Raw genomic sequence first — 19,474 nt, 5'->3', positions numbered from 1 at the left:
AGTGGCTCTCGTTTTCGCCATCCTCTGGGTTGCAAGCCTCATCGTTGCAGCGACGGTCTCCTCGCCTATCGCGATTGTCGGAGCTGGTTACCTCTCGTTTTTCATTATGGGCGTCCTCGGCGGCGGTGCTTATTTTGGCGTGGCGATGATGCTTGCGCGAAGCGATCGCCTGACCACGTGCGTCGCGCTCGCTCATGCCGCAGGGATTCTCCTTCATCTGATTTGCTTCCACATTCCACTGGGAAGAGCGGGCGACGCCGCCTTTTTAGGCCTTGGTATCATCGCCTTCTCGCTCGTGGCGCTCTTCGGCTGGCCGTCGCTTCAAGCCCCCCGCGAAGGAACAGTAGTCGACAGCGTGGGCAACCCGATATATCCGCGCAAAATTCTCGGCCTTCAGGGATTCGCCGCTTCGCCCAGCCTTCAAGAGCCACGGCGCTTCGCCATCCAACTTGTCGCGCTGACCATTCTGCTCGCGGTGCTGTTTAACGTCCTCAACAGCGTAACTTCACTCGGAACCCCCTGGGTCAACCAGTACGCCGAAGTCTGGCCGCGGCTTGTTGTTGCGATCTGCGGAGTCGCTGCAGGCGTCTTCTTCGATATTGATCGCCGTCACCATATGGGAACGGTGGTTCTTTGCGTCGCATTCCTCGCAATGGCCGCAGCGCTCGCCGCGGGATCGGGCTTGAATATCACCGTCTGCCGCGTTGTGTTCTACGCAGGATCGGGGATCTTCGCCGTTTTCTACTTGTCACTGTTCATCTGGCTCGCGGCCTATATGCGAGTTCCCCAACTGTGGGCAGGAATGGGGAAGGTTATCAGCAATGTTGTCGCGTTGGTCGTCACGATTCCTTCGGCCACCCTCGCGCAAACCAACGACATGACGCTCACCTCGCTCGCGTTCGTGATGTTCGCAGCCGTCCTCATCTTGATGACGCGCGCAGGAATGCTCGCCCCCGACTATGAAGCGCGCATCTCGTCGTACTCCAAAAAGTCAGCAGGCGCCGAAGAAACGCCCGATCATGAGAGCGCGGTTGATACCGACCAAGAACCCCCCGAGATGGCTCCTCCTCGAAGCCCCGAGGAGACTCTTGCGGCATTTTGCGAGTCGTATGGACTCACGAAGCGGGAAAGCGACGTTCTCGCTGCAGTGGTCTCGGATGAACGGCCGCTCAAGCACGTCGCAGCAGAGCTGGGCGTCGGGCTGCGAACCGTTCAACATCATCTCACTTCGCTGTACAAGAAGACGGGCACCCAAACGCGCACCGGCCTGACCGCGCGTTTCATCGAGGAGTCGCAAAACGGCGCGCAAGCAAGGGAGAACCGCGAGGATTAGCCCAGCGAGAAGGCAGAAAGCGCGAGCGCAGAAGATGCCAGCGGCGAATAAACTCGAGCAGCGAAGGCGCCAGCAACAAGTGGCGCGAACGGCGAAGACGAAAGCGGCGCCATCGCGGAAGCAATCCTTCATCAAAAAGGCCTGATGGCATTACCCATCAGGCCTTTCATCTTGCAATTAGTTGAATCCGAAGCGTGTTCGCATCCGTTGCGCGCTAGCCGATCTTGCAGACCCAGCCGTGCTTGTCCTCGAGGGCGCCGTCCTGGATGCCCGTGAGCGTTTCGCGGAGCTTCTTCATCACCGGGCCGATCTCGGTGCAACCAGCAGGGAAGACAACTTCCTGGTCGGCGCCGTTGACCTTGTTGTCAATCTGACCGACTGGGGAGATAACCGCCGCAGTGCCGCACAGGCCGCACTCAACGAACTCGCCACCAGCGACCTCTTCCCAGGTGACATAGCGCTCGTCGACCGTCATGCCCAAATCCTTCGCAACCTGAACAAGGCTGCGACGCGTGATGGAAGGCAGGATGGAATCGGTGTGGGACTTCGGCACCACGAGCGTGCCGTCCTCCTTCACGAACAGCACGTTTGCGCCGCCCGTTTCCTCAACGTAAGTGCGCGACTCGGAGTCGAGATAGAGGTTCTCGGCATAACCGCCGCGATGCGCCTCCATCGTCGGGCGCAGCGACATAGCGTAGTTCAAGCCCGCCTTGATGTTGCCCGTGCCATGCGGTGCGGCGCGGTCGTACTCGGAGACGCGCAGCTTGATCGGCTTCAAGCCGCCTTTGAAGTACGGGCCGACCGGCGTGACCAGGATGCGGAAGGTGTACTCGGGAGCGGGGGCAACGCCGATGACCTCGCCCGAACCGATCATGAACGGACGCACGTAGAGCGTAGCACCCGAACCAAACGGCGGCACCCAAGCAGCGTTCGCGCTCACAACGGCCTTCACGGCCTCGACGAACTTGTCCTTCGGGAAGCCGGGCATCTCGAGACGCTCGGCGGAGGCGAACATGCGCTCGGCGTTCATGTCGGGGCGGAAGCAGACGATCGAGCCATCCTCGGTGGTGTAGGCCTTCAGACCCTCGAAGACCTCCTGGCAATAGTGGAAAATGCCCGCACACTCGGAAAGGTGCAGGTCGTGATCGGTGGTCAGGCCGCCCTCATCCCATTCACCATCTTTCCAATGCGCTTCAAAGCTGTAGTCGGTCTTATGGTAGCCGAAATCGAGGCTGCCCCAGTCCAGGTCTTTTTTCTCGACGGTCATCGTTTGCTCCTCATAAATACTGGCGCGAATTCATATACGCATTTTGCACGATACAACGAACTTTAGCCGCGTAAAGCAAAATTTGCCGAATGGACATATTGAACCGCTATGAATAGGGAGCTTGCTCTTGGACGGGGGTTGGAACGAGCGCGACGGGCGCAAGACGAGGCACCGTCGGGGACCGCGCGCCCAAAGGAGACTTGGAGAATTCCGACAGATGACGCCGCGACAATCAAGCACCTGATATAACCTAACTTTTGCAGCCAAAGAGGGCTGTTCTCCTACGCTGAGCTGGGAGAACGGCCCTCTTTCTTGTGACTTTTTCCGGCGTGGTACGCCCTAGCTCCTCGGTTTCTTCACATCCGCCATTATCGAGCGGATCTGGGCGCGGGTGAGCACCTGGCGCGACAGGTCGATCCCGACGGCGTCGGCGAGCTCGTCGGTGAGGTCGGTGCGGTGGTCGAAGAGATAGAGGTTCTGCCGCATGTGGTGGCCCACCACCTGGGCGAGGTCGGCGGATATCTCCGAGGCGGAGTGCCTGCGCCCGGTGTCGAGCTGCATGAGCCGCATGACGAGCAGCGCCACGTAGCAGACGAGGAAGTGTGCGCGTATGTGGGACTCGGTGGAGCAGTAGACCGGGCGCGCGCCGAGGTCGCCCTTCATCACCCGGAAGGACTCCTCGATCCTCCAGAGCCCGCGGTAGGCGTCGATGACGTCGCGGTCGTCCATGTCCCGCTCGGAGGTGACGATGCAGCAGTAGCCGTCCATGGCCTCGTCGGCGGCGATCCCCTCCTCGTCGACGACCCGGCTGTGGTCGGCGGCCTCGCCGGTCTCGCGCACGACGGGCACGTCCCTCGCGTAGCGCACCGACGTCTTCGCCGCCGCCGACGACAGGTCGCCGCGGGCCACGGCGGCCCTGGACTTCTCGACGACCTTGGCGCGCTCGCGGCGGCTGCGCTCGAAGTAGTCTCGCGACCAGAAGGCCACTTCCTTCACCGGCACCGTGACCCTGCGCTTCTTCCCGTCCTCGCCCGCGACGTAGACCGCCTTCTCCGAGATGCGGCTCTTGATCTTGAAGGACCCGGAGGCGCTCTCCTCGTAGCCCGCGTCGTCGAGCACCCACGACTTGAGCCCCTTGGTCGCCTTGCGCACGGACTGCGAGAAGATGTAGCCGTTGCCGTCGAGCACGCACGCGGCGATGTTCGCGGAGGTGTTGAGGCCCTTGTCGGCCACGACCACCACCCGCTCGCCCCAGGGCAGGTCGCGCACGCCCGCCTTGGACATGGCCGGCAGCAGCGTGGTCATGTCGTTGCGGTTGCCGGGGAAGAGCTCGTAGCCCAGGGGCAGGCCGTCGGAGTCCAGGAACAGCCCCATCTGCACGATCGGGCTGGGCCTGTGCTCCTTGGAGACGCCGCGCATCCTGAAGCCGTCCTCCTCGTCGCACTCGAAGTAGTAGTTGGTGACGTCGTAGTACAGGCACGACGCGTCGCGCGGCCCGCGCGACTCCTCCAGCGACGCGTTCATCGAGCTCACGAGCGCGTCGGCGTTTTCGTCCAGGTAGGTCAGGCAGCGGTAGACGTCGTCGGCCGTGAAGCCGCACTTGCGGGGGAACCTCCCCCTGGCCTCCCAGGCGGCGCGCTTGGAGGAGGGGTGCGCTATGCGGTCCCACACGAGCAGCTCCAGGATCCGGCAGGGGTCGTAGGAGAAGCCGCGCGAGGTGCGCTTGCGCTCGAAGAACGACCACACGCCCAGGTCACGGTGGAGGTAGGCGGAGGGCACCGCGGCCCCGAGCTCGACGCGGCCCTCGGCGCGCTTGCCGATCCTCCTGACCGCCGAGAACTCCACGGTCACGGGCGCCTGCGCCCTGGCGGCCTCCTCGGTCATGCGCCTGCACTCCTCCTCGAAGTGGGCGACGGGGTCGTCGAACTCCGCCTCGAGGGCGTCGACGTAGCCGAGGCTCCTGACGGTCCTGGCCTTGTTCTTGCCGTCCTCGTCGCGGTAGCCCTGCACGATGGTTAGGTAAGTGCGCCCGTTGGGCTTCTTCGACTTCCTGAGGTACATATAGCCGTCCTGACCTGGGTTTACACGATGCCTGATTATACCATACCCAGCCAGACAACGGCGTATAAAGTCGTAAAAACTTGACAAAGAAAAAGCCCGTTGAACTGGGCGAACAATCTGGAATCTATTCAGTTATGCTGCAAAAGTCGGGAGGAGACTTGGAGAATTCCGACAGATGACGCCGCGACAATCAAGCACCTGATATAATCTGGTCTCACTGGAGGAATGGCCGAGTGGTTGAAGGCGGCAGTCTTGAAAACTGTTGAGCCGAAAGGTTCCGTGGGTTCGAATCCTACTTCCTCCGCCAGGTCAACACACGCCCGAGATTCTCGGGCGTTTTTCATGCCGTCAACGCAGATGGGCCCCGCTTGTCGCGAGGCCCATCCGTGAGGCTACATCTCAAAGGGAACGCCATCGCGTTCGCACTGCAGCTTCTTCTTGCGCATTTGGCAGATGGAAACAGCCTTGCCGTTGTAGATGTTCATCTGCTTGTAACCGCAGTTTCCATAGCCACTGCATGCGCGGCACTTCAGCTGATCGAGCGTGAACCCGTCGAGGTCCTCATCGGTCATAAGCCGCACATTGCCCTTCGGAAATTTCGGCGGCATGCGCACCTCCTCTCCCTCTTCCAACTCCTCCTGGTAAGGGCATTATAGCGCCCTTACCAACAAAAACTAGCGCTCGGAGATCGGCGTGTACGGACGGCTTCCGCTGCGCGTGCTCTTATATGCCGGGCGAATGATGCGTTTGCCCGCAACGATCTCCTCGAAACGATGTGCAGCCCAGCCCGCCATACGGGCGCAGGCGAACAGGGGCGTATACAAATCTTCGGGAATCCCCATCATTGAGTACACGAAGCCAGAATACATATCGATGTTCGCACACATGTCCTTCTTCGTGCCGCGCTCGCGCAGAATCACCTCGGGCGCCAGGCGCTCGATGCTCTCGAGGAGCCGGTATTCCGCCTCGAATTCCGTTCCCTCGGCGAGCTTCTTCGCATACTTCTTGCAAATCATGGCGCGCGGGTCGGAGAGTGTATACACCGCATGTCCCATGCCGTAGACCAGGCCCGACTTGTCGTAGGCCTGCTTGTTCACGATCTTCGCCAGATAGTCGGCAACTTCGTCGTCGTCTTCCCAATTCGACACATGCTGTTTGATGTCGGCCTGCATCGCCCTGACCTGGTGGTTCGCGCCGCCATGTTTCTTTCCCTTAAGAGAGCAGATGGCCGCCGCATACACCGAATACGGGTCCGTGTCGGCCGAGGACATGACGCGTGTGGTGAACGTGGAATTGTTGCCGCCGCCGTGCTCAGCATGCAGGCACAGCATGACGTCGAGCATGCGCGCCTCTTCCGGCGTGAACTCGCGATTGGGGCGAAGCATCGACAGGATGGTCTCGGCCGTCGACTGGCCAGGGATAAAGCGATGCATGATCATGGAGCCATTGTGGTAGCGCGCCTGCTGGGCGTAATAGGTAAGGACCATCATGCGCGGCACGCGCGACATGAGGGAAATCGCCGTGTTGATCTCGTGCTCGGGAGAGCGGTCTTCCGCATTGGGGTCGTAGGCATACAGAAGAAGGATCGAGCGAGCAAGCACGTTCATGATGTCGGGCGGGGTGTCCTTCAGGATCATCGACGCGGTGAAGCCGTCGGGCAGCTCGCGCTGCGCATCAATCGCGGCGATGAAGGTGTCAAGCTGGTCTCGCGTGGGCAGCTCGCCGAGAAGGAGCAGGTAGGCTACCTCTTCGAAGCTGAAGCGAGTCGTGGAGCTCTCCTCGCCGAGCAGGTCGGTGATCTCGTAGCCGCGCAGGCGCAGCGAGCCCTCGTCCGGCAGCTTGTCACCGTCGGAGAGCAGATAGCCGTGCACGTTCGAGATGTTCGTCATGCCCGCGAGCACGCCGGTGCCGTCGGCATTGCGCAAGCCTCGCTTCACGCGGAACTTCTCGTAATAAGATGGGTCGATGTAATTGATTCTCTCGAACTGCTTATAGAGATCGATACGCTCGTCGTTCATGCGCGTCACCTTTCATTCTCGTTTCACCATGATAACGCCTTGCAACGCCTGACCGCTCAACGCTCCCGGGATTCGGCAAATCTGCGCGAGAATGTAACCTGCGCGCAATAAGGAGAAGAGGGCGCCCCAGAAAATGAGGCGAAACAGCCCTTGCGAAACGGCGCGCGAACAGGCGCGACACACTTGTCCGCCATTTTTTTGAAAAAAGTTGTTGACACCTTCCTCATCCACTGGCATAATATCCGTTGCTGTTTAGAAGTGCGCCATTACCTCAGCTGGATAGAGGGACTGACTACGAATCAGTACGCCGGGGGTTCGAATCCCTCATGGCGCACCATTTCAGCTTATTACTCCGCAACGATTGGGTCACCAACACGTGCGGTTTTTTTATTGTTGGAGGAAAGGTCCGTACTTGAAGGTTCGAAAACATAAGCCTCACAGTATGTAACCCTTCGGCTCCCCGCGTCGGCAGTCGAGGGTCGACTGCAATGCGCCAGGCCTGACAAAGATTTTACCTGGGAATATTCCCCCGAGTGGTACGATTCCAAAGCACGGCCTAACGGCGCATCAGAACGTAAGGGAGCGCCATGCTTTATCTATCCCAAATGCTGGGGAAGCCCGTTGTGGATTCCGCCGGCGAGAAAATCGGCACGATCTCCGACCTCGCAATCTCAACCGGCGAGGTCTTCCCCCGCATCACGAGCCTCGCCTTCCAAGGGCCGGGCAAAGTGCCCTTCATGATTTCCTGGCGAAAGTACGTCGACGAGTTCGACGACGAGGGCATTAAGCTTTCCGTCGATTCGCCCGACATCCGCTTCAGCTACCTGCAGCCTGACGAGGTACTTCTCGCGCGCGACCTCATGGATCGCCAAATCGTCGACACCCAGGGGCTTAAGGTCGTGCGCGTAAACGACCTCAAGCTCTCGCAGTCGGGCACGCAGTTGCGACTCCTCGGCGCTGAAGTGGGCATTCGCGGCATCCTGCGAGGGCTTGCCCCCTGGCTCGAGCGCGCCGTCGTCTCCGTCGCGAAAACCTTCCACAAGCAGATCGACGAGCGCATCATCGCCTGGAACTATATGGACCTGCTCGACCGAGACCTCTCGGAAGTGCAGCTGTCCGTCACGCACAAGCGCCTCGACGAGCTGCATCCCGCCGACGTCGCCGACATCTTGGAGCAGCTCGATCCGCAGCAGCGCGCGAACGTCTTCAAGCACCTCGATGAGAGCCAGGCAACCGAGGCCATCTCCGAAATGGAAGACGAGTACCAGGCCGACTTCATCGAGGACCTCGACGACGCCAAGGCCGCGAACGTCCTCGGCAACATGGATCCCGACGACGCTGTCGACATCGTCCGCGACCTCTCCTACGAGAAGGCCGAAGCGCTCTTACGCCTGATGGGCGTGGAAGACGCCGCCGAGATTCGCCGCCTTTTGGGGTACAAGGACGGCACCGCGGGCGGTATGATGACCACCCAGTTCGTCGCCGTGCCGGAAACCTTCACCGTTCGCGAGACGATCGAAGTGCTGCGCGAGCTGCCCGAAGAGCATCCGACAGTCCACTACGTCTACGTGCTCGACGAATACGACAAGCTCGTCGGCGTGCTGTCGCTGCGCACCCTCGTCCTAACCGACGACAGCAAGGTCATGCACGACATCATGTACACCGACCTCATCACCGCCTCCCCCGACGAGACGGAAGACGACGTGGCGGCGGACGTCTTCAAGTACGACCTCCCCGCAATGCCCGTCGTCGACGAGCGCGGCAAGCTTTTGGGCATCGTCACCACCGACGACGCGTGGGATGCCATCGAAGATGACGTGAGCGGCGATAAGACGAAGAAGAGCGTCCTGCTCGGCCTGGGCGCCACTGCGGCGGCTATCCTCTTTTTGGTACTCTACACGCTCGTGCTGTTCCAGATCATCGGTTATTCCTGGAGATAAGCCATGGTGTTCGGAAAAAAGAAAGCGGACGCTGCGAAGAGCGCGGCAAAGACCCTTGCCCCCATCCCCGGCAAGGCCTTCGGCGTCAGCGGCAAGCAGAAGAAGGCGACGGGGGCAGCGCTCCCCGACAAGGCGAGCGTTTCAGAAACCGACGGTCAGGACGGCAAGAAGAAAAACCGGCTGCTGCTCATCCTCGCCGCGATGGGCCCTGGCATCGTCACCGCCATGGCGGGCAACGACGCGGGCGGCATCTCGACGTATTCCACGGCGGGCGCGAAATTCGGCTTCACAACGCTGTGGGTCATCCCCATCATGTGCATCCTGCTCATCGTGGTGCAAACGACCGCAAGCCGCATGGGCGCGACCACCGGCAAGGGCTTTGCTGCGCTCATCCGCGAACGATTCGGCATTCGCCTCGCGGCACTGGCCATGTTCGCCCTGCTCGTCGGCAATGTTGCCACCACGTTCTCCGAGTTCGCCGGCATCGCGTCGGGCATGGAGATGTTCGGCGTCTCGAAGTACATCTCCGTTCCGATCGCTGTGGTGACGGTCTGGCTGCTCATCGTCGGCGGCAGTTACAAGCGCGTGCAAAACGTGTTCCTCGCGCTGTCGTTCGTCTTCGTGACCTATATCATCGCGGCGGTGCTCGCCGGGCCCGACTGGAACGATGCTCTCACCTCGACCGTCGTTCCGCAAATCACCGGCGGCGTGAGCTGGATATCGCTTGTCATCGCGATGATCGGTACGACGATCGCCCCGTGGATGATGTTCTTCACGCAAAGCAACGTCGTCGAGAAGGGCACCACGACCAACGAGCTCTTCGAGCAGAAGATCGACGCCGTATCGGGAACCATCGCAGCCTGTCTCGTCGCATGGTTCATCATCGTGACCACGGGTGCCGTGCTCTATCCGCAGGGCATCGAGGTCGACAGCGCCGAGGCGGCAGCGCGCGCCCTCGCCCCGTTCGCTGGGCAGTACGCCGAGGCGCTCTTCGCCATCGGCCTGGTCGCAGCCTCGTTCCTTGCAGCCTGCGTTCTACCCCTCACCACGGCTTTCGTTATCTGCGAGGCATTCGGCTGGGAAGCAGGCGTGTCATTCAAGTGGCGCGAGGCGCCCATGTTCAAGAGCATCTTCACGTTCGTTATCATCATCGGCGCCGTGGTCGTGCTCATCCCGAACGTCAACCTCATGGGAATCATGCTCACGGCCCAGTTTGTGAACGGCATCATCCTTCCCGTGCTCCTCGTGTTCATGGCCATCATCGCCTCGGACAAGCACATCATGGGGGCTTTCAAATCGAGCCGCCTCTCGCAGATCCTCATCTGGGTGACGGTCGCCATCGTGACCGTGCTCACCGTCGCGCTCCTCGTGATGCAGGTGCTCGGCATCGAATAGCGCGAGGGCCCGCAAGCAGGGGATGTCGGGCGCGCCGATGCAAGCAGGGCTCATGCTTGCTCCCTTTGAGGCGAGAAGCTCCATCCCCGTAAGAAGTGAATCCCGCCAATCGGGAAGGGCTGGCAGCGCGATTGCCATCGCACTGCTATATCGTTTAATAGGATTATTTTTCGATAGAATTGTTTGCACTTTTTAATATCCAGCTATAAGATTATTCTCCCTTACGCAGATAAAACAAGAATGGCGGCCTCCTCTCGGAAACCGCCATTCTCGCATAGCCTTTGGGGCGCGCCCCTCAAGCCGCTATTTGCCAATGAGAAGCTATGCCGTCTCGCCCTTCTTCACGCCGAAATTCAGCTTGTGAAGTGTAATCACTGCAACAACGATGATGACCACACCGAGCGCGAGCGAGATCCACGGATTGCCCGTGAAGCCAGCCACGATGTAGCAGATGAAGCACGCGATCATAACGAGCGTCGCGTAGGGAATCTGCGTGGCAACGTGGCGCAGGTGGTTGCACTTTGCGCCCGCAGAGGAGAGGATCGTCGTATCGGATATCGGCGAGATGTGGTCGCCATAGACTGCACCCGCGAGCGTTGAGCCGACAGCCACGAGGAACAGCGGGTCGTCGGTGGGGAACACGCCGATCACGATGGGAAGAATAAGCGCGATCGTGCCCCAGGAAGTGCCCATGGCGAAGCCGATGAACGCCGCCACCAGGAAAATGATCGCAGGCAGAAGGGTAAGCCCCACGCCAAGCCCGTTCAGTACGCCGCTCACAAACTCGCCCGTTCCCAGCAGATGACGGCACAGGCCGCCCAAGCTCCATGCCAGAACGAGAATCATGATCGCGCCAACCATCGAGCGCACGCCCTCGGAGATGCCTTCCACAAAACCCTCGAGCGTCGTGAGCTTACGGGGCAGGAACATCGCAGCCGAGACCACGAGTGCCACACAAGATCCGATGCACAGGCCCGTCACCGGGTCCTCGCCGACAGCGGTGGCGAAGTCGACGCCCTCGAAGAAGCCGCCCACGTACATCATGCCGAGAATCGAGAACACGATCAGCACGACAATGGGGACGATCAGGTCGAACACGCGGCCATTCTCGGAGATGTTGAGTCCCTTGTACTCGTCAATCGCGCCCGACGCTGCGTCGTCGATGTCGGCCTCCTCGGTCACAACCGACGGCACGCCCGGATGATCGCCTTCGTATGCTTCGACGTTTTTCTCGGGAAGACGGGTCGTCGAAACCGCCGCAAGGGCGCTTCCCTCGCGCGGAATGTCGTCGGCATCGTGCCCCTGGGCGCAGGCTTCCTCGGCCGCGCGCATCGAGCCGTAATCGAGCTTCGTAATCAGCATGAAGAACACGAAGAAGATCGTGAGCAGGGCGTAGAAGTTATAGGGGATGGACTGCACGAACGTCGAGAAGCCGTCTTCTCCCAGATAGCCGCCCACGGCAACCGCCCAAGAAGAGACCGGCGCAATGATGCACACAGGCGCCGCCGTGGAGTCGATGATCCACGACAGTTTCTCGCGGCTGATATGGAAGCGGTCGGTGATGGGACGCATGACCGCGCCGACCGTCAGGCAGTTGAAGTAGTCGTCCACGAAGATGAGAATGCCGAGAACCGCCGTGAGAACCGACGCAAGGCGCGCGTTCTTCACGTGCTTCGACACCCACTCGGCGTAGGCGCGCGAGCCGCCGGCGATCGCGATGACCACCGTAAGCGCGCCCAATAAGGCAAGGAATAGCAACAGCGCTCCGTTTTCGGCGATCTGCGTCGCCATCATTCGTGGAACCATGGTGAACGCCGCGATGAACTGATCGACGCCAACCCCCGCGAGAGTGAACTGGTAGATCACCATGCCCATAAGTACGCCGATGGTGAGCGACGAGTACACTTCCTTGGTGATGAGCGCGAGCCCGAGCGCCAAAAGCGGCGGCACGATTGACCAAGCGCCCGTACTGATAAGGTCGAAACCTTCCACAGGAACCCCTTCGTTGTGGGCGGATACTTCCCCTGCATAATTGCAGGCCGTTTCAGTATGCCTTGAATTTTCGGCGACGGGGCGCACATGTGCGTTTTTTTCGGAGAATGAAACAAGGTTTGCGGGCACTCTATACTTGCAGGCATGAACACGAAAGCAGAAATCAGGAGCCTCGTCATCGCGCGGCGCAACGCCATCCCCGCCGATGAGCGCATCGCTCGCAGCGAGAAAGCGTGCGAAGAACTCACGCGATACTTCGGCCGTACAGTTGCGCCCGGGGCGCGCATTGCCGTCTACCACGCGCTGGGAAGCGAGGTGGACGTTGCCCCGTTCGCGAAAAGCGCCCGCTTGCATGGGTGGACCTGCGCCTTTCCCGTCATGGTGCGAAACGATAACGACGCCAAGGCCCGCATGACGTTTTGGGATGTCCCCCTCGACGGCACGCGACGCGCCTTCTTCGACAAACCCGCCCGCGCCGTTACCCCCGATGACCCCTCGCTTGCCGGCTGCACGCCATGCGGTCCACGCGAAATCGACGCCGTTGTCGTTCCGATGGTCGCCTTCGATGCGGGCAACATGCGCCTCGGCTACGGCGGCGGCAACTACGACCGCTTCCTGCGCGAGCTTCGAAGTGACGCCGTCGTGTGCGGCATCGCCTTTCGGGAACAAAAAGTCGAGGCAGTCCCGACCGAGCCGCACGACCTCGCCTTGCCGAAGATCATCGCCGCCTAAACGCAAGAGGAGACCGCCGAAACGAACGGTCTCCTCTTTCAAAATCAACTTGAAGCGCGGGCCCTTCAACGGGCCCTTCAACAGGGGCCTTCGCCAGCAAGGCCTTCGCAAACAGAACGACTATTCCGCAGAAGCCGCTTTCGCTTCCCTTTCCTTTTGCAGATGCAGTTCGCGGACGTACTCGCGATCGATTGCGCCCTCCGCGCTCGGCGGGTTCACATTGAAGGGCACTGGCTTGGTGACGAGGCTCACCAGCGGCACGATGACGAGTGAGAGAATCATCGCGATGGCGCCGCAGTTGATGGGGCTCGCGATAAGCGGCGTGCCCACGAATCCCAAGATCATGTTGCCGGTCGTGAGGCCCACGCCCACGATGAAGCTCGCCCATACGGCGGCCTTCGACACGCGGCCCCAGTAGAGGCCCCACAGGAAGGGACCAAGGAACGCGCCGGCGAGCGCGCCCCACGAGATGCCCATGAGCTGCGCGATGAACGTAATCGAGGAGTGGTACTGCACGAGTGCGAGCGCCGCCGAGATCACGATGAACACGATGATGAGCACGCGCATCGTTGAGAGCTGGCCCTTCTCGCTCATATTCTTCACGACGTTACCCTTGAGCACATCGAGCGTGAGCGTCGAGGAGGACGTGAGCACGAGCGAGGACAAGGTCGACATGGACGCGGAAAGCACGAGCACGATGACGATGCCGATAAGCAGATCGGGCAGGGTGGAGAGCATCGTGGGGATGATCGAGTCGTAGATAGGCTGGCCGTTCGCGCCCATCTCGACCTGGCCGGAGTACAGGCGACCAAACCCGCCCAAGAAGTAGCTGCCGCCCGCGACCACGAAGGCGAACAGCGTCGAGATGATAGCACCCTGCTTCACCGCGGGACCGCTCTTGATGGCGTAGAACTTCTGTACCATCTGGGGAAGTCCCCAGGTGCCAAGGCTCGTGAGAATGCACACGCCTAAAAGGTTCAGCGGGTCGGGGCCGAACATGCTCACGAACGGGCCCGCCATGTCGGGCGCCAAATCGGAGGACATCTGCGAAAGCTCGGTGATCGCGGGCATGAAGCCGCCGTTGTTGAACAGAACGGCCACGATGACGGCGATAATGCCGACCAGCATGACGATTCCCTGCAGAAAGTCGTTCATCACCGTGGCCATGTAGCCGCCGACGACGACGTAGATGCAGGTCACAACTGCCATGCCGATAACGCACCACTCGTAAGGCAAGCCAAACGCCATGCCGAACAAACGCGACAGGCCGTTGTAGACGCTCGCCGTGTAAGGGATGAGGAAGACGAAGATGATGGCAGCGGCGGCAACGCGCAGGGCCTTCGAGTCGTAGCGGAGGCCGAAGAACTCCGGCATCGTAGTCGCGCCCAGGCGATGGGTCATCTCGCGCGTGCGCGGGCCGAGCACCCACCAAGCAAGCAAGCTGCCGAGAACGGCGTTGGCAATACCCGCCCAGAATGCGGCGATGCCGTATTTCCATCCGAACTGGCCGGCGTAACCGACGAAGACCACAGCCGAGAAATAACTTGTGCCAAACGCGAAGGCGCTCATCCAAGGGCCGACGCTTCGGCCGCCGAGCACGAAGCCGTCAACGCTTGCCGTCGAACGGCGGCAGTAGATACCCACGCCCACGGCAACGCCGATGAAGATGAGCACCATGCATAGTTTTGCGATCATTGCTGTTTCCTAACGATTCTCAAAGGGTTTCACGTGAAACGTTTTCACATACCGAGTTTGAACAGGGAAAACATGGAAGGCGCACACGACGCGAGACTTTCCTTGTCAACCTGCGCGCCCATGCGCGCAACGAGCCAGGCCTCGTGTGCTAGAGATATCGATAGGAATAATAGTAGTAGAGGGGTGCAGAAAAGACATCGGTCGCAGCCGATGCAACGGTGTGCGCAATATGTCCCTCACCAAAATTCATGCGGCTACTCTATCACACTATAGCGCTCGGAAAGGCGGGAAAATCGAAATCCTACCTTTTCGAACGAGATTCGTCCGCGAGCGCGCGGTCCCCTCTCTGCCGCGCGCGGGGACAGTCACGCAGCATCAGAACTTCTCGCCAAACACCAGACTATACATCTTCCTTGCTACGGGGCCGACAAGCGCCACATTTACGGCAAGAGCAGCCGGGAGAGTTGTCACGTACGTGAAAGCCCACAGCGGCAGCAAGTCTTGCGAAATACCAGCAGACAGCAGAGATGCGAAGAACGTCATGCAGGGAACCATTGCATTTACCTTGCAAAACGGGGTGATATGTGAGGCGATCCATCCAGTAGGAGACACTTTTTTCCGAACAAGCGGCATCAGCACGCGCTTCGCAACGACGTCGCCAATCGTAAGGGAAGCAACAAACGCGATAGGCCAGCGAAGAAACATTCCGGAAAGCCAGTCGAAAAGGGTGAAGTTGAACCAGGTGTGCAACGCGGTGTTGTACAGGCTCATAAGCGTTACCATGCCGCCCGTCATGAACAGCGCAAAAGTGAGCTGCTTGTGAAGCGGCCGTTTTTTCGTGGGGGCTTTTGCAACAGAAACATCACCTGTCGCATTTTTGTCAACATCGGGTGCGGAAACAGGAACAGCGGCGCCAAGGCGCACACTGCTTGAAGGCATGCTCAAGTCAGTCATGTGCGTGAATCTCTCTCTTCAATTAGTTTGGATTTCGCTAATTAACATACCAAAGAAAAAAGTAGATTCGAGCGCTTCACAAAACAGCCGAATTCTGCGCGGCGAATGGGGGAAAGCGCGCTGTAAATGGGAGAACCCTTGCCGCTCGCCGTCGGCGGACGGCAAGGGTCTCCTTCTAGAAAATCGACTTAAGCGGCCAAGTGTAAGCCTAGTAACGGCTGTCGAAGATACGCTTGGTCTTCTTCTCGCTACGCGGCAACTCGCCGATGGGCACACCCTTCGCCTCGGGAGTGCAGCCGATCTTCGCTTTGAAGATCGCCTCGAGCTCGCGCTCGCACTTCTCGCGGTCCTCGCCCGTGAGCGCGGTCTCGAACAGGAGCGTGATAACGTCGCGGCCGTTGATCGCCTCGATCATCATCTGGTACTCGGACGAGGTGCCCTCCGTGAAGTTGATGACTTCCTCGATCTGCGCGGGGAACATGTTGCATCCCTTCACCTTCACCATGTCGTCGGTGCGGCCGACGATGGTGTCGATACGCGGGTGATGGCTACCGTATTCGCAGGTGCAGGCGCCGGGGATGATGCGTGAAAGGTCGTGCGTGCGGTAGCGGATGAGCGGGGCGCCCTGCTTGCGCAGCGTGGTGAGAACGATTTCTCCCACCTCGCCGTCGGGCAGCACTTCACCCGTCTTCGGGTCGACGATCTCCACGTACACGAAGTCTTCCCAGACATGCATACCGTGATGAGCCTCGCAGGAGATGCCGATGCCCGGGCCGTAAATCTCGGTCAGGCCGTAGATATCGAAGATTTCGATGCCCAGCTCGTTCGCGATGCGATGGCGCATCTTCTCACCCCAGCGCTCTGAGCCGATAACGCCCTTCTTCAGGTCGAGCTTGTCGCGCAGGCCGCGCTTGGAGATTTCCTCGGCGAGCAGAAGCGCGTAGCTCGACGTGCCGGTGATGACCGTGGAATGCAAGTCCTGCATCATCTTGAGCTGCTTCTCGGTGTTGCCGGGCCCCATCGGGATCGCCATGGCGCCCAAGCGCTCGCAGCCAAGCTGGAAGCCGATGCCTGCGGTCCACAGACCGTAGCCTGGGGTAATCTGGATGCGGTCAAGATTGGTGATGCCCGCAGTTCGGTAGCAGCGCTCAAACTGGATCGCCCAATCGGTCACGTCCTGGGCGGTGTAGGGGATGATAACCGGCGTGCCCGTCGTGCCCGAAGAGCTGTGGATGCGCACGACTTCCTCGTCGGGAACCGCCTGCAGCCCGAGCGGATACACGCGGCGAAGGTCGTCCTTTTCCGAGAAGGGAAGCTTCTCGAAATCCTCCTGTGTGCGCACGTCAGCAGGATCGATGTCCTTGAATTTCTCAGCGTAGAAAGGAGAGCACTCCTTGATGGTGGAAAGTTTGGTGGTGATGAGCTTGAGTTGCTCGTCGGTCATTTGCATGATGGTCCTCTTCTCATGACATGGTCGCATTGTGACGCAACCGAAATGCATTGCGGCGCAGCGTGTGCTGCAAAACTGAGAGGCGCTTCAAGATCGTTGCGAAAATAGCCCAGAATGCTTTAAGGCTCGCTCACGAGTCTTGAAGCTAGAGCCATCGACCAGCCAACGCGTTGCGCGCGGCTGCGGAAAAGAGGATGTCGGCTGAGTTCGTCATAAGCCCATTGTAGGCGAACGGCCCGCGATTTCAAGGGCATGGGCCGTTTTGTGCGAGAGAGGGAAGAGCCAGCCCACCCCGAGCTACGAATTAACAGTTAGGCAAAATCAACCCGAGCCCCTCGCACCAGGGACTCGACACCCTCCACAGAACCAACGACGCCCCCGTTCCCGGCATCGGGGAACGGGGGCGTCGGTCTATGCGGGGGCGCTCGGGCCCCGGGCTATTTCGCGAACTCGATGTCGAGGACCGTCGCGATCTTGGTCATCTGGGACCGGTCGACCGTCTTGAGGGGGAGGGCCGAGAAGGTGCCGTCCCTGTTGTCCCACCCGGTGATGACCTCCCTGTGGTAGCACCAGGTCATGGCGTCGCGCGCCCACTCGGCGACGCCGTCCCAGCCCTCGACGGCGGGGGCCGCCATGCCCTCGACCCCCACGTCGGCGCCGAGCGAGCCGGCGAACCGGCGGGACATGACCGCCGCCTCCTGGCGGGAGAGCGAGTCGTTCGGGCGCACGGTGGTGTATCCCGACGAGGCGTCGCCCGTCATGATCCCCTCCCGCTTCGCCCAGTTGAGCGCCGCGGTGTAGTACTCGCCGCCCACGGCGTCGGAGAAGCCGGTCTCGTCGTCCTCGTAGAGGGAGGGGTCGGTCGTCGCCCCTGAGCCGGGGTTCGCCATGCGGAACAGGACGGTGGCGAACTCGGCGCGGGTGACGTCGAGGTAGGGCCCGAACCTCGAGGTCCCGCTGTACCCCCTCATGATCCCCGCCCTCGCCACGTAGGTGAAGTAGCCCCCCGTGACGTACCACTCCTCGGTGCCCACGTCGGCGTAGTCCACCCCGAACAGCAGCAGCTCCATCGCGTCGGCGGCGCTCACCATGCCCGCCGCCGTCTCCTCCGGGTCGGGGAGGGGCGCCGCGCCGCCGACGATGGCGTCCCTGACCTGCCGGGGCGTGGCGCCCGGGTCCATGGTGTAGAGCAGCGCCGCGACGCCCGAGACGATGGCCGCGGCCATCGACGTCCCCGTCTTGTAGCCGTAGTCCCCGCCGTCCACGGTGCTCCACACGCAGTACCCCGGGGCGCTCACGTCGGTGCCAGGCCCGTAGTTGGAGTTGGGGTCCTTGCGCCCCTCGGGGTTGGCGCAGACCACCGAAATGCACTGCTCGTAGTCGGAGGGGTAGTGCGCGGCGCTCGAGGCGCCGTTGCCGGCGGACGCCACGACGGTGAGGCCGTACTCGTCGAGGGCCCTCCCGAGGAGCGCGGCCACCGTCGGCATCGCGTTGCGGGAGCCCAGGCTGATGTTGACGACCCTGATGGAGTCCTCGCCCGAGTCGATGAGGCCGAACAGGTAGTCGAACGCCGCCTCGATGGCGCCGGGCGCCGTCCTGCCGGTGGCGGGGTCGATCGCGTTGATCGGCAGGACCCTCGCGTCGTAGGACACGCCCGCCGTGCCGATGCCGTTGCCCGTCTCCGCGCCCACGATCCCGCAGACGTGCGTGCCGTGGGAGGCGATGCTCTCCCCTCCGTCCTCGGCGTCGACATTGGCCAGGACGTCCCCCTCGAGCGGGCCCCCGGCGACCGCGTCGTAGGCGTTCGCGAGGTCGAGGTTGCCGACCAGGTCGGGGTGGTCGAGGTCGCACCCCGAGTCGATGACCGCCACGGTCACGCCCCCTCGGGCGCGCGTGCCGTCGGGGTTCTGCATGTAGCTCCACGCCCCGGGGACCGCCGCATTCGCGAGGTGCCACTGCTTGTCCAGCTCGCCGTAGATCGGGTCGCCCGTCGCCACCTCGACCTCGGCGCCCTCGGAGACGTACTCCGGCGAGCACACGTACCCGAGCGAGAAGTCGACGACCCGGTCGTCCTGCGCGAGCAGCGACGCCGCCTCCTCTGTATCCATGCCCTCGGGGACGGGCACGCGCGCGAGGACGAGCCCGCCGAGCCAGTCCCCCGCGGCGACCGGCTCGATGCCCGTCAGAACGCCCGGGTCGCCGGCGTCCCCAGCGGAGGCAGGCGACAGCGAGCACCGTCCCGCCTGGTCAATCGATTCCGTGCCTCCCGAAAGGTTCCCGTTGGCCCCATCGAGAGCCTCGGCGAGCTCTTTGAGAGAGATACCCGCCGAGGCGACCTCGGCGTCTCCGTCGATCAGCGCGAGCAGCGTCCCGGGCTCGTAGTCGGCGTTTGCTTCAAGGGCTTCCATGTCGGAGAGGACCCTTTCGGCGGAGAGCCCTTTGTCGACGGAGGGGATCTGGGGCTCCCCAGGCGAAGGAGCCGCGAGCTCGGCCGCATTGTTAGCGCTACTGTAAAACCAACCATTTTCGCTAGCGTACTTTAACCATTCGCGCCACCGCATACCCGCCAATCGCGCCAACGCATTTTCACCAATTCGACCAACGGACCGCGGCATACGCTCATTTCCGGCCAGAGAA

Annotated in this window: 13 protein-coding genes and 2 tRNA genes; 6 read left to right on the top strand and 9 right to left on the bottom strand. The window is 61.4% G+C overall.

The window, feature by feature from the left end:
• The first annotated feature begins 1 nt into the window (after nt 1).
• On the top strand, nt 2-1,333 hold the full coding sequence (locus ACMRQN_RS05940; RefSeq protein WP_418734212.1) for a helix-turn-helix transcriptional regulator: 1,332 nt from the start codon (nt 2-4) through the stop codon (nt 1,331-1,333).
• 214 nt (nt 1,334-1,547) lie between these two features.
• Here ACMRQN_RS05940 and ACMRQN_RS05935 read toward each other — a convergent pair whose 3' ends face one another.
• Together ACMRQN_RS05935 and ACMRQN_RS05930 are read right to left on the bottom strand one after the other, a co-directional pair.
• Nucleotides 1,548-2,600 (bottom strand): branched-chain amino acid aminotransferase, encoded by a 1,053-nt coding sequence (locus tag ACMRQN_RS05935; RefSeq protein ID WP_330047257.1) that lies wholly within the window; start codon nt 2,598-2,600, stop codon nt 1,548-1,550.
• A gap of 339 nt (nt 2,601-2,939) precedes the next feature.
• On the bottom strand, nt 2,940-4,748 hold the full coding sequence (locus ACMRQN_RS05930; protein WP_418734211.1) for an IS1634 family transposase: 1,809 nt from the start codon (nt 4,746-4,748) through the stop codon (nt 2,940-2,942).
• Between the two features lie 132 nt (nt 4,749-4,880).
• Here ACMRQN_RS05930 and ACMRQN_RS05925 point away from each other — a divergent pair.
• Nucleotides 4,881-4,968 (top strand) — tRNA-Ser (locus ACMRQN_RS05925).
• A gap of 85 nt (nt 4,969-5,053) precedes the next feature.
• Here the strand turns inward: ACMRQN_RS05925 and ACMRQN_RS05920 are convergent.
• Nucleotides 5,054-5,269 (bottom strand): hypothetical protein, encoded by a 216-nt coding sequence (locus ACMRQN_RS05920; RefSeq protein ID WP_158049958.1) that lies wholly within the window; start codon nt 5,267-5,269, stop codon nt 5,054-5,056.
• Nucleotides 5,270-5,335: 66 nt separating this feature from the next.
• A complete protein-coding gene (locus ACMRQN_RS05915; RefSeq protein WP_418734210.1) occupies nt 5,336-6,679 on the bottom strand; it encodes a citrate/2-methylcitrate synthase in 1,344 nt (447 codons plus the stop codon).
• Between the two features lie 260 nt (nt 6,680-6,939).
• Between ACMRQN_RS05915 and ACMRQN_RS05910 the strand changes: the two genes are divergently transcribed.
• The 3 genes from ACMRQN_RS05910 (at nt 6,940) to ACMRQN_RS05900 (ending at nt 10,014) form a co-directional block, all read left to right on the top strand.
• Nucleotides 6,940-7,016, top strand: a tRNA-Arg gene (locus ACMRQN_RS05910).
• A 250-nt stretch (nt 7,017-7,266) separates the two neighbouring features.
• Nucleotides 7,267-8,619, top strand: a complete 1,353-nt coding sequence (locus tag ACMRQN_RS05905; RefSeq protein WP_296059145.1) for a magnesium transporter — start codon at nt 7,267-7,269, stop codon at nt 8,617-8,619.
• A 3-nt stretch (nt 8,620-8,622) separates the two neighbouring features.
• Nucleotides 8,623-10,014, top strand: a complete 1,392-nt coding sequence (locus tag ACMRQN_RS05900) for an NRAMP family divalent metal transporter (protein WP_418734209.1) — start codon at nt 8,623-8,625, stop codon at nt 10,012-10,014.
• A 321-nt stretch (nt 10,015-10,335) separates the two neighbouring features.
• On the opposite strand, the gene ACMRQN_RS05895 is transcribed toward ACMRQN_RS05900, so the two are convergent.
• The gene (locus ACMRQN_RS05895) at nt 10,336-12,006 is read right to left on the bottom strand and encodes a Na+/H+ antiporter NhaC family protein (protein ID WP_418734208.1); all 1,671 of its coding nucleotides are present in this window, start codon (nt 12,004-12,006) and stop codon (nt 10,336-10,338) included.
• Nucleotides 12,007-12,150: 144 nt separating this feature from the next.
• Between ACMRQN_RS05895 and ACMRQN_RS05890 the strand changes: the two genes are divergently transcribed.
• Nucleotides 12,151-12,738: a 5-formyltetrahydrofolate cyclo-ligase gene (locus tag ACMRQN_RS05890; RefSeq protein ID WP_418734207.1), complete on the top strand. Its 588-nt coding sequence runs from the start codon at nt 12,151-12,153 to the stop codon at nt 12,736-12,738.
• Nucleotides 12,739-12,858: 120 nt separating this feature from the next.
• Here the strand turns inward: ACMRQN_RS05890 and ACMRQN_RS05885 are convergent, their stop codons facing one another.
• From ACMRQN_RS05885 to ACMRQN_RS05870, 4 genes are all read right to left on the bottom strand, one after another.
• Nucleotides 12,859-14,433 (bottom strand): sodium:solute symporter family protein, encoded by a 1,575-nt coding sequence (locus ACMRQN_RS05885; protein ID WP_418734206.1) that lies wholly within the window; start codon nt 14,431-14,433, stop codon nt 12,859-12,861.
• A gap of 375 nt (nt 14,434-14,808) precedes the next feature.
• The gene (locus ACMRQN_RS05880; protein WP_418734205.1) at nt 14,809-15,387 is read right to left on the bottom strand and encodes a DUF2798 domain-containing protein; all 579 of its coding nucleotides are present in this window, start codon (nt 15,385-15,387) and stop codon (nt 14,809-14,811) included.
• Nucleotides 15,388-15,595: 208 nt separating this feature from the next.
• Nucleotides 15,596-16,837, bottom strand: a complete 1,242-nt coding sequence (locus ACMRQN_RS05875; protein WP_418734204.1) for a phenylacetate--CoA ligase family protein — start codon at nt 16,835-16,837, stop codon at nt 15,596-15,598.
• Nucleotides 16,838-17,274: 437 nt separating this feature from the next.
• On the bottom strand, nt 17,275-19,245 hold the full coding sequence (locus ACMRQN_RS05870) for a S8 family peptidase (protein ID WP_418734203.1): 1,971 nt from the start codon (nt 19,243-19,245) through the stop codon (nt 17,275-17,277).
• Nucleotides 19,246-19,474 lie beyond the last annotated feature (229 nt).

Origin of the sequence: Ellagibacter sp. (assembly GCF_048412355.1) — a bacterium.
Taxonomy (GTDB): Bacteria; Actinomycetota; Coriobacteriia; order Coriobacteriales; family Eggerthellaceae; genus Ellagibacter.
The sequence above is the reverse complement of the archived record's forward strand: the minus strand, read 5'-3'. Positions and strand labels throughout refer to the sequence as shown.

Excerpts from the sequence above, each read along its gene's own strand:
- ACMRQN_RS05870 (WP_418734203.1), bottom strand. The coding sequence starts at position 19,245 with ATGGAAGCCCTTGAAGCAAACGCCGACTACGAGCCCGGGACGCTGCTC.
- ACMRQN_RS05905 (WP_296059145.1), top strand. The coding sequence starts at position 7,267 with ATGCTTTATCTATCCCAAATGCTGGGGAAGCCCGTTGTGGATTCCGCC.
- ACMRQN_RS05935 (WP_330047257.1), bottom strand. The coding sequence starts at position 2,600 with ATGACCGTCGAGAAAAAAGACCTGGACTGGGGCAGCCTCGATTTCGGC.
- ACMRQN_RS05920 (WP_158049958.1), bottom strand. The coding sequence starts at position 5,269 with ATGCCGCCGAAATTTCCGAAGGGCAATGTGCGGCTTATGACCGATGAG.
- ACMRQN_RS05875 (WP_418734204.1), bottom strand. The coding sequence starts at position 16,837 with ATGCAAATGACCGACGAGCAACTCAAGCTCATCACCACCAAACTTTCC.
- ACMRQN_RS05915 (WP_418734210.1), bottom strand. The coding sequence starts at position 6,679 with ATGAACGACGAGCGTATCGATCTCTATAAGCAGTTCGAGAGAATCAAT.
- ACMRQN_RS05880 (WP_418734205.1), bottom strand. The coding sequence starts at position 15,387 with ATGACTGACTTGAGCATGCCTTCAAGCAGTGTGCGCCTTGGCGCCGCT.
- ACMRQN_RS05900 (WP_418734209.1), top strand. The coding sequence starts at position 8,623 with ATGGTGTTCGGAAAAAAGAAAGCGGACGCTGCGAAGAGCGCGGCAAAG.
- ACMRQN_RS05890 (WP_418734207.1), top strand. The coding sequence starts at position 12,151 with ATGAACACGAAAGCAGAAATCAGGAGCCTCGTCATCGCGCGGCGCAAC.
- ACMRQN_RS05885 (WP_418734206.1), bottom strand. The coding sequence starts at position 14,433 with ATGATCGCAAAACTATGCATGGTGCTCATCTTCATCGGCGTTGCCGTG.